We start from the raw sequence: 8996 nt of genomic DNA on the forward strand, positions 1-8996 counted from the left end.
TAGTTAGCTACCCATTGCTTATTTCCCACAGTGAGGTTGGTGTCAATGTATTCCCACCAGTCGGTGCACGCTGTATTGGGCTGCGCACTCACGTGGTAGGAATTGGCTTACCTAAAACATAGTCCCATTTACAATCATGTCTATCTGATCTGTTGCACATAATTGGGCTGTACAACCTAATATCGGTTCCTCGTAGCTGTGGGAGCTGATCTGCAATAGCTGGTACGTTTAAGATCATGGCTTGGAGGACAAAAGGAACAAAGTGAAATGGCAATCGGATATGATAATCAAGGAAACTAATTTGCAAATGAATGCTCGTTTTATTATCCATTGGAATTATTAAACCAATTTCTGGATTCTCAAAGTTGTGTTCCTTACACTCTGTTAATCCGAAGTTGTCTGAATTTGGCGTTTTCAGATCTGGACTTGTCTTGTCGCCAAATGATTTTAGAATGTAATCCCGAACAATATCTAAACTAGGGTGAAGAATATACCTATAGCCAAATGTGTAAAAAGCATACAAATAGGCAGAAGTTATCCAACCCACAGGAGCTAACTCCGATTTGAGTTCGTGTTGAGGCTCAATCAGTAAGCCGAATTTGTCATTTTGGGTAAGTGCTAAGAATCTTTCCTGCTCCTCAGGGTCGTTTCTAAGCCATTTGCCTGTCCTCTTATCAAGCTGAAATGTTACTCTACCATCAATAACATCACTTTTCCGATAATTAACCCGCGCTCGTAACTTTATCGGCGATGTGCCAGGAGTGGTAATTATTTGTATTCGGCGTTCATCATAAAGTTGACCAGCCTTATCTGCATCCTTTATTTGTTCGCGTAATTGCATATGTTTGTCACCGCGACTACCTGCTGTACTGTTGCATTTTTTGCACAATAAAACATGCTGACGTGAAGCAGTTTTGCTCTTACTCTTTTCTCGAATATAGTCTGGCCAAACATGACCATTGGTCAAGTTGCCGTTGCCTACATCCTCTTCGGCATATTCGGCTGAACAGATGGGGCAAATAAACTCATTTACAGCTTGCTGTCTAACATCGTTAAGGTCAACCAAATGTGAATTGAATAGGGTTTTGAGAAATTCTTTTTCACTCATTTGAAACCTTCATGTACCTAGTAGCCTCAACTAGGGACTTAATTGAAGATTACCACATAATAGCCTATAGATTGGAGTTGTCATATTCGTTTTATAAATGTCACCTTTTCAACCTAAATATGGGTTGTTATTATTTGATCGAGATCTTTTGTCTATGGTTTCTCCCCCACCCCACTTTATTGCACCACTGCTGTGATCAAAGTTTTCAGGTGATATCAGAGGTGATAGCACCTGCCGCCAACGTGTCTATAGACACGGAAATGAAATGGTGACAATCAAAAAAAACTTGTGGCAATTGCAGTGAATTTGAAAAAAAGATCATATACTAGAGAATCAGGAGCCAAAGCAATGCCCAAACAAGCAGATTCCAAATGTCCACGTTGCTTCAAACCTTTTAGCGAGCATACACCTATTGTATTGAACATCTCAGATACCGGAGAGACAGAGGCTATTGATCTCAGATGCAACGGTGCTTTCGACCCCTTCGACCACCTTCCTGAACAATTCGCAATAAACGAAATCAGCTTATTGCCTAATAGGATTGTATTCTCCGCAGACGACCACCAATGCGCCCAAATCCTGGATTCCCTGGCAACCAGATTTCCCGATGTTCGCAAATGGGTAGATATATATAAGGAAAGGAAAAATACATCCATGGGAACTGTGACCGTAGGTGTATTTCCCTTATCTCTTGCACTTCACCTCTTCACTTTTGCAGATGGTTTTGAAAGGCAAGAGGATAACGGCCTTATGTGGTGGTGCGCGTCAAGACCGACCGTTGAAAGCATAGATGAATTGGCAAAAATGCTTTCCGGTCACTTTGGAGGGATAGAAGCCACTCGAAAGCAGCTCTATGCCGTTCCGGGTGTACCTGAACTTCTGGCTCGCGTGGTAAGCATACCAAAAAGCAAAACTCCCACAGACGGGGACCTGAGCGAAGATATCAATGCTCACAACCTGGCTTTCATTAAGAAAAATATGCTCGGGATCTCTAGCTTTGGCTGGGCTGCCTATAAACAGCATGGCCGTGGCGCGATTGTATTGTTTCGAGCTAGCAAAGACGATATTCTGATGCCTGCCTCCTATATTCCCCAAAACAAATTATCTCAGATAGAAGTGGGAATGAAAGATCTTCCTGATTTGTTCGCCGACATGATGGCCAGCCTGCCGAGACACTTTAGCTTATACGATCCCAATACAGGTATTGTTGTAGTGGTTATTGACGACGATCCGGAGAGCGAATATCCTGCAAGTGTATACAGAATGAGAACCATGCCTCCCCCACCGGTTGCATATGAACAAATGGGTAAAACCATGCAAGAGATCGCAATCTGGAATAGTATAGACTGGGGAACAGTTCATTAGTCAGCACACTAGCAAACTATTCAAGAAGCAAAAAGCCAGGTTGAATACCTGGCTTTTTTACAGGCGATAGTTATCGCTAACCGATTATGCTGGGTTTTGATCCGGTTTATCTTCGGCAGCTTCTTTGATAAAACTCACAAATTCCGCACTCATCTCCCGCGATCTTCCGAGCATTTCCTCGAGAGAATTTTCAAATATATCCTCGGCTCTCTCGCATTCCAGTTGTGTCCCCACATAAACAATATGCCAATTACTGTCGATGCCTGTTGTAAAGGGAAAACCGCACAAATTAGTAATATTCTCTTCGACAGCCTCGCCCAGGGTAACGACCTTCCACGGACCACTGGACTCACGCTCAATGTCGTCGGGATGATGGTTTGAATTGAGCATCAAACAGTACATCGCGCCCCATTCATTAATGTCATGGTTGAAAAGAGTGTACCGGGCATCGATCGCATCGCCGGCAATTTTCGACGCAGCGACAATTCTGTCTTCACTCACGTTGGTCGCATCACCATTAACGCCCAAAACTGCTTCCAGCAGATCAGTGAAGCCAAAGCATTCACCGGCTGTTCCCACGTAAACGATTCGCCAGTCATGTTTCTCTGCTTTCTCATCGCAAAGCTCATTAATGATCATTTCGATGGCGTCTCCAATTCTGTGAATGTCCCAAGGGTTTTCAGTTTTTCCCTTTGTGGGATACACCAAGCAGTGAGGGGTTGCTCGCACTTCGCGGATATCGGTGCTAACTGTGGTGTGAAGATTTACAAGTCCACCAATGAGGTGGGCACCAGCCTTCGCTTTGTCCAGCTCGAAATCTGTTATTGGCATTACTGGCTTTGTTGGAATCATTATCTTATTCTCCTTTGAAAATTTTCTGAATTAGTTGATTGGTTCTTCGACGACGGGAATCTCTATGCCCTCGATGCCCAGACCGTCCGCACCATCGCCGCGCGAAGACAGGAAGCGTACAGTCCCGGCTGTTACCTCGAAGGCAGCTCCTACAGAGCCATCCTGCTTGTTGAAGATACGCGGACCACCGGTGGCTTTATCCGGCGTGAGGCGTCCTTCAATCAAGACTTTTGCACCTTTCCGAATGTACTGATTACAGATTTCAGCCTGCTTGCCCCATGTGGTGATGCGAAACCAAATGGTCTCTTTTACTTGCTCGCCGTTTCCGGCTGTATATTGCCTATGGGTCGCTACCGAAAACGCTGTGTAGGTTTGCCCAGATGGAGTATTACCCTTCACTGGGTCTTTCCCTACATTGCCAACTATGATGATGGTATGAAACATGCTTTAGTAAACCTCACAGAGAAATATGTTTGTATCGTGGCTAATTGAGGCGGGCGCTGCCATCGCCACGAAGATATGTGTCTAGGAGTGCCTGGATCTGGGCGTCGGACAGCTCACAGGAAAGCCCACAGTCCTTACACCTGGCTACCGTTACTTTGCTGGGGATCAGAAATTGCTCCTTTATCTGAAACTCACGCAGTTCATTGAGACAATGAGGACAAGGCCTATAAAACGACGAAATGGTTACTGTGCCAATCACTACATTCATGAACAAATCAACCTTTCACTATGGACAACGCCGACCACTTCGACATTCGCAGTCGTTCAGTTCAGAAGATAGTTGGCTGCCCTCCTATCTTCCGGTAAAACATTGAACGTGGATACCACATCAACAATTTCAATGCAGACATCATCGGGCCGTCCAATCGAAAAGAAGCGTTCAACGTCAAACCACCTAAGATATTCCTCGTAACTGATATCTTTTGGCTGATACGTCTCAAGTTCTTCTTCAGAGACATCTTCTGGAATGAAAATCTCCAGCTCCATCTGAAAGAACAGGAGAAAGTTGTCTTGAACAAACTGCTCGAACCAATCTTCATCACCGAACATTTCCACCGGCAGGTCCACGATAATGACGCGTCCTGACGAAATCAGCATGTGGGCAGGAATATTGTTCGCCCAGGGCATGGATTTCAACCACTCCCGAAAAGCCTTTTTGTACCTAATTGCCACCGCAATGCGAGGCGTTTGATTTTCCATTGTCAAAATCCTCTTTTCAGACCAAAAACATAGACGTCACAATAGATCTTACATGCTGTCTTTGGGGGGTGGGTCCCCGACCGACGCGTTTGTTTCTCGACACTAAGATCTTACATGCTGTTTAGGGGGTGGTATCTCGACCGACGCGATTAGACGCTATTAAATGAAGAGACCCCCGGGGTAAGGGGGATCACAGGGGAAAATCAGGCTATTCTAGACGTATCGGGCGCTTACAGACCAGAGGATTGCACGGAGTAGACTTCACTTCAAGAAACTCGCTCTCAACTGTGGTGTGCATGTTCACAAGTCCCCCGATGAGGCGCGCTGCGGTCTTCACCTTGTCTTGTGCATTTATTGCAGTCCGGCAAATCTTTTTGGGGATTATATACTTCACAAACCTTTCAAGTTGCGAAGCATTATTATTTCCAACAAGGATATTATCTCTGAGCGATGGTGTCAACTGATGAGATCATGGCTGATAGACGCCATACCCTTTCCACCGCTTGTAATACTCTCCGAACGATATCTCGTTGGAATCGATATATTGCGCATCATCCAAAAAAATCACCATCTCAGCCGTGGTCGTTCCTTCAAGGGCATATATATGGCTATCGATCTGAGGCATTTCGACCGTCATCCTAAGCTTATCCCAAGACAGGCTTATGTGGGTGGTGGACCCATCGGGTGAGTCTTCCGCACTCAAATAAACAAAATCTGGCTCTCCGTATTTTTCAATGATCTCTCCCAAAGAAATCGGAACGCTCGGAAAAAACCCTGTCGCATTGACGACGCTGGTTGCTCTATCCACCTGCACAACCACACTATAGCCACAAATGATGCTGATCCATGAGGCGCTCTCCTCTCTTTGACACTCAGAAAGACCGTTTTGCTCCAACATGGGAATGACCTGATCCAGCGGAGTCTCTCCAATTTGAATTCCATATACACAAGGGGCTGCACATGGCAGACCTGACAACAAGCCGCCGTCACCGATATCTGCCATCGCGGGCAGTTCGGTCGGCTGCGGTGATTCCAGTACAGTGATTTGAGTTTCGGGAGCAGCGCATGCGACTACGATTATGAGCAAGAATATCGAAACAGCCATTGTTCTGATCATGCTTCGTTCTCCACTTTCAAAATCTATTTCATTCGCTCCTGTATAGAAGTAAGCTGTTCATAGTTTTCATCGTTCCCCTGATTTTGAGATACGGTCAGGGCTGATAATTACTGTATCCGGTCCATACCATTTTCTCTTCACTGATCGACTGCCCCGCCACCGCGATAACGTCCTGGTCATCGGAAAAAATGAGCCTTTCAATATCCGTTTTTCTGTCGACGGGATAGGTTGTGTCCGCAATGGGAGGCAGTTCAACGAACATTGGGACCGAATCCCAATAAAGGAACAGTCCAGTGGTCCTGACTCCCGTGGTGCTATCGGAAGCAAACCGTGCATAATCTGGCTCTCCATAATAGTCAATCACTTCGTCAAGAGGGATCGAGACCGTAGGCGCAAATGTCATGGCAGAATGCAGGTCTACGTCCGTGGATGTCTTCACATCAACCGAAACTCGATAACCACGGCCAATCGCCTGGAAACCCATCGTGAATGTGAAAACAAAGTAGAAGATCCATAAGAAAAGCCCCAGAACAGTATTTAATGCCAATGACCTCAGTAACAGCTTCTGGGAAAATGCATCGTGGCGGAAGGCTTGAATGACGTACAAAGCAATCCAAACCAGAATGCTGTAGAACAGGACGTCCACAATAATCGTTGGACCCGGAGGATCTTCAGGTCCCAGCAACCCCCAGCCTCCTGTCGGAGAACCTCCACCTGGAGCATCTATAAAAGCTGGGATAGGCCAACCGGCTTTTTGATCTCCAAAATAACATGACCCCTTCGGACAGGGTATTACGTATGAGGGATCACAGAAGTTGTAGCAATTTTTCGGCTGAACGTATTGAAATGATATAACAGTGAGTCCAATTGCCAGGATTGCGTTCGCGACCAGCAGAAAATAAGGGGAAGTTTTCATACGATCACAGCCTCCAATTACACAAGAGGGAGAAGCAGCGACCCGATTATACGACCTCAACAACAACTAAATTAGCGAGCAACCTTCTAAACCTGATTTTTTCTTCAGTTACTTGTATGTTGAGAAGCAGATGGGTACGCCAAGTATATTATTCCCATCTTTTTTATTTGTCTCATAATGTGCGCGAGGCAGAAATCCTTTTGCTCGATCAAGTTTAACGAACCCACAATAAATTCACTCCACTTCAGCCTTTTCAACGACCGTGATCCTTCGTTTGAGCATTACAGGATTGCATTGCTTCCATTTTTCGAGCGATACAACTGGGAATCCTGCAAATTTGGCTGGATATAAATATATATCGCCGCGTGTATTCTTCTGTCTATTCTTTTGATCAAAGCTTTGATAAAAACCGGCGTGAATCGGATTTTGCAAGAACGTCCTTACAGTATCCTTATCCCATGCGCGCCCCGTTGATGTAGGAAACCCCTTATGATTCAAGAACTCGGCCATCAATGTGTAACCTGATCCTCTGCTCAAGCAATCAAACGATTCGGCGATCAGCTTGCGTGTGCGATTGTCCAACGTGATGCCCTTCTCAGAATCCACGTAAGGATATGGAACTTTTGATGGTGCTTTTCCTTCGGAAACTCTTTTTCTCGTCTTGTCTCCTACCCTTTGCTGCGTTGAACCAAAAAGATGTCCACTCAAAGCCACAACTGCACCTTTGAGCGATACACTGGCCGGAACAAACTCCATGCCGTGAAGCCTAACACCTGCTTCTGCTATCAACTCATCTATTGGCATGTTTCGCAAGTATGCCGGAAGATCTTTGTAGTCGCTTTTGTTGTAGTGAGCAAGAATAGCACGCCTTAGTATACGGGTATGATGGAAATTGCCAAGCCGCTGTCCATGCTTGATCTCTGATTCCTGGAATTTATAATGTGTTTGTTGAAAAGACTTCATATTGTTTCCTTTTAATTTCATCAAGACGTGTATACATCACTCTAGATCATACATGCCGTTAAAAGGGGGTGGTCCCTCAACCGACGCGAACTATTAGTTAAATGAAGAAATCCCCCAGCAAAGGGAGGATTTTAGAGATTATTGTGTTTAAAGTGGCACTATTCTAGTCGGATTGGGCGCATACGGACCAGAGGATTGCACTCCAGCCAGTCCTCGAGACTTATAGGCGGGTCAGGGAAGTTCAGGTGGGTCATAACATACTTCTCCCCCTCCCGCTTCAGATGGTAGCCGGCGTGGATGGGGTCCCCAAGATAGATATTCATCCGTTCGTCGTTCCACCGGCCGCCATCGGGAAGGGGAAGGCATGCGCGCGCGACCTCGAGCAGATCGCTAATGCGAGCACCAGCGTTCCGGAGAGAAAAAAGTTGCTCGATGGTCTGACGCGAGGCAGCATCAATCAGGATGCATTTATCCCCACCCATCCTGTACGGATGCAAAATCTTACAATCTGGCTGGCGCTTTTTCTTTACCCTTATTTTTGTTTTGGTCATCTCAAGTGTCTCGCGAGATTTTGTAACCGTTCAATCAGGTCCCGATAAGGTCATTTTGCTGGCTTGAAAAAGCAAACTACAATTCCACATCTGGCAGGTGTAAAATTCAAAGTACATAGTGTTTATCTTCCCCTCTCAACGAACAGCGGTGCATTGTGTTACCTACCTGACTGTCTTGTACCTGTTAGGGGTCTTCGACAGGCGAGGGTGAGGTGAGATATGAGACATTCAAGTTACGTTATAGCGTTGATAAAGTTCGTAAAAGAAAGAGAACACGCTCTAACCTTCCTTAACGGAAAACTATTCTGCAAATCCTGGGGTTCTTTCAAAGAAATTGAGGAGAAGCAGAGAGGGGACAAGCTGGAGTTAGTGGCAAGCAAGTTACAAACAAGAATACAATTGAGCACTTTTAACAGATCCTACAGTTTCGGGCTGGAGGATGGAGATAACCGTTTCACTCCTATATATTGTATGTACCAAGTGCCATCCAGAAAACGCACTGCTTCTATAAAAATACAGTTAGAAAGCCATGATTTGAAAGAGTTCGGAAATTATGGTGTGGTCGTTAGAAACACAGGTGAATTTATTAATCGCATAAACCGTAGCTTGCCGGGTTTTTCTTATGGATTAATAGATTATATCAACTTTAATGATCTGACCGAAAAAGATAGGTTTGCATTCAGAAACCCTATTCTCCAGAAAGACCTTACTACATTCGGACTTCAACAGGAATTCCGAATCTACAATACACATTATGCAATTACGAATGACAAAATTCTGGATGACCCAACTAAAGAAATAATCTTACCGAACGAGTTTAATGCAACATTCTTTTCGATTGGAGATATAGAAGACATTGCAGAAATATACTCCATGGACGAATTGTTCTCTGGAGTAGAAGTAAGCATCCAAAACCCGATC

10 protein-coding genes are annotated in these 8996 nt (G+C 45.0%); 2 read left to right on the forward strand and 8 right to left on the reverse strand.

Features of this window, described 5'->3' with window-relative positions; genetic code table 11:
* Positions 1 to 88 precede the first annotated feature (88 nt).
* A complete protein-coding gene (locus AC14M5_RS12785; protein WP_484030057.1) occupies positions 89 to 1108 on the reverse strand; it encodes a hypothetical protein in 1020 nt (339 codons plus the stop codon).
* A 348-nt stretch (positions 1109 to 1456) separates the two neighbouring features.
* On the opposite strand from AC14M5_RS12785, the gene AC14M5_RS12790 reads away from it, so the two are divergent.
* Positions 1457 to 2473, forward strand: a complete 1017-nt coding sequence (locus tag AC14M5_RS12790) for a hypothetical protein (RefSeq protein ID WP_484030058.1) — start codon at positions 1457 to 1459, stop codon at positions 2471 to 2473.
* An 84-nt stretch (positions 2474 to 2557) separates the two neighbouring features.
* On the opposite strand, the gene AC14M5_RS12795 is transcribed toward AC14M5_RS12790, so the two are convergent.
* The 7 genes from AC14M5_RS12795 to AC14M5_RS12825 form a co-directional block, all read right to left on the reverse strand.
* The gene (locus tag AC14M5_RS12795) at positions 2558 to 3325 is read right to left on the reverse strand and encodes a hypothetical protein (RefSeq protein ID WP_484030059.1); all 768 of its coding nucleotides are present in this window, start codon (positions 3323 to 3325) and stop codon (positions 2558 to 2560) included.
* A gap of 30 nt (positions 3326 to 3355) precedes the next feature.
* Entirely contained in the window at positions 3356 to 3769 is a 414-nt protein-coding gene (locus tag AC14M5_RS12800; protein ID WP_484030060.1) for a single-stranded DNA-binding protein, read from the reverse strand.
* A 324-nt stretch (positions 3770 to 4093) separates the two neighbouring features.
* Positions 4094 to 4528 (reverse strand): hypothetical protein, encoded by a 435-nt coding sequence (locus AC14M5_RS12805; protein WP_484030061.1) that lies wholly within the window; start codon positions 4526 to 4528, stop codon positions 4094 to 4096.
* A gap of 469 nt (positions 4529 to 4997) precedes the next feature.
* Positions 4998 to 5645: a hypothetical protein gene (locus tag AC14M5_RS12810; protein ID WP_484030062.1), complete on the reverse strand. Its 648-nt coding sequence runs from the start codon at positions 5643 to 5645 to the stop codon at positions 4998 to 5000.
* A gap of 94 nt (positions 5646 to 5739) precedes the next feature.
* Entirely contained in the window at positions 5740 to 6561 is an 822-nt protein-coding gene (locus AC14M5_RS12815) for a hypothetical protein (RefSeq protein ID WP_484030063.1), read from the reverse strand.
* Positions 6562 to 6795: 234 nt separating this feature from the next.
* Positions 6796 to 7524 (reverse strand): recombinase family protein, encoded by a 729-nt coding sequence (locus AC14M5_RS12820; RefSeq protein WP_484030064.1) that lies wholly within the window; start codon positions 7522 to 7524, stop codon positions 6796 to 6798.
* A gap of 158 nt (positions 7525 to 7682) precedes the next feature.
* Positions 7683 to 8075, reverse strand: coding sequence for a hypothetical protein (locus AC14M5_RS12825; protein ID WP_484030065.1), 393 nt, complete (start codon positions 8073 to 8075; stop codon positions 7683 to 7685).
* Between the two features lie 219 nt (positions 8076 to 8294).
* Here AC14M5_RS12825 and AC14M5_RS12830 point away from each other — a divergent pair.
* Positions 8295 to 8996 (forward strand): hypothetical protein (locus tag AC14M5_RS12830; protein WP_484030066.1); only part of this gene is annotated, 702 nt, incomplete at its 3' end.

This window comes from Candidatus Villigracilis sp., from assembly GCF_057083605.1.

What these genes read in the sequence shown, in the direction of transcription:
- AC14M5_RS12785 (WP_484030057.1), bottom strand. Translation starts at nt 1,108, where the DNA reads ATGAGTGAAAAAGAATTTCTCAAAACCCTATTCAATTCACATTTGGTT.
- AC14M5_RS12790 (WP_484030058.1), top strand. Translation starts at nt 1,457, where the DNA reads ATGCCCAAACAAGCAGATTCCAAATGTCCACGTTGCTTCAAACCTTTT.
- AC14M5_RS12795 (WP_484030059.1), bottom strand. Translation starts at nt 3,325, where the DNA reads ATGATTCCAACAAAGCCAGTAATGCCAATAACAGATTTCGAGCTGGAC.
- AC14M5_RS12800 (WP_484030060.1), bottom strand. Translation starts at nt 3,769, where the DNA reads ATGTTTCATACCATCATCATAGTTGGCAATGTAGGGAAAGACCCAGTG.
- AC14M5_RS12805 (WP_484030061.1), bottom strand. Translation starts at nt 4,528, where the DNA reads ATGGAAAATCAAACGCCTCGCATTGCGGTGGCAATTAGGTACAAAAAG.
- AC14M5_RS12810 (WP_484030062.1), bottom strand. Translation starts at nt 5,645, where the DNA reads ATGATCAGAACAATGGCTGTTTCGATATTCTTGCTCATAATCGTAGTC.
- AC14M5_RS12815 (WP_484030063.1), bottom strand. Translation starts at nt 6,561, where the DNA reads ATGAAAACTTCCCCTTATTTTCTGCTGGTCGCGAACGCAATCCTGGCA.
- AC14M5_RS12820 (WP_484030064.1), bottom strand. Translation starts at nt 7,524, where the DNA reads ATGAAGTCTTTTCAACAAACACATTATAAATTCCAGGAATCAGAGATC.
- AC14M5_RS12825 (WP_484030065.1), bottom strand. Translation starts at nt 8,075, where the DNA reads ATGACCAAAACAAAAATAAGGGTAAAGAAAAAGCGCCAGCCAGATTGT.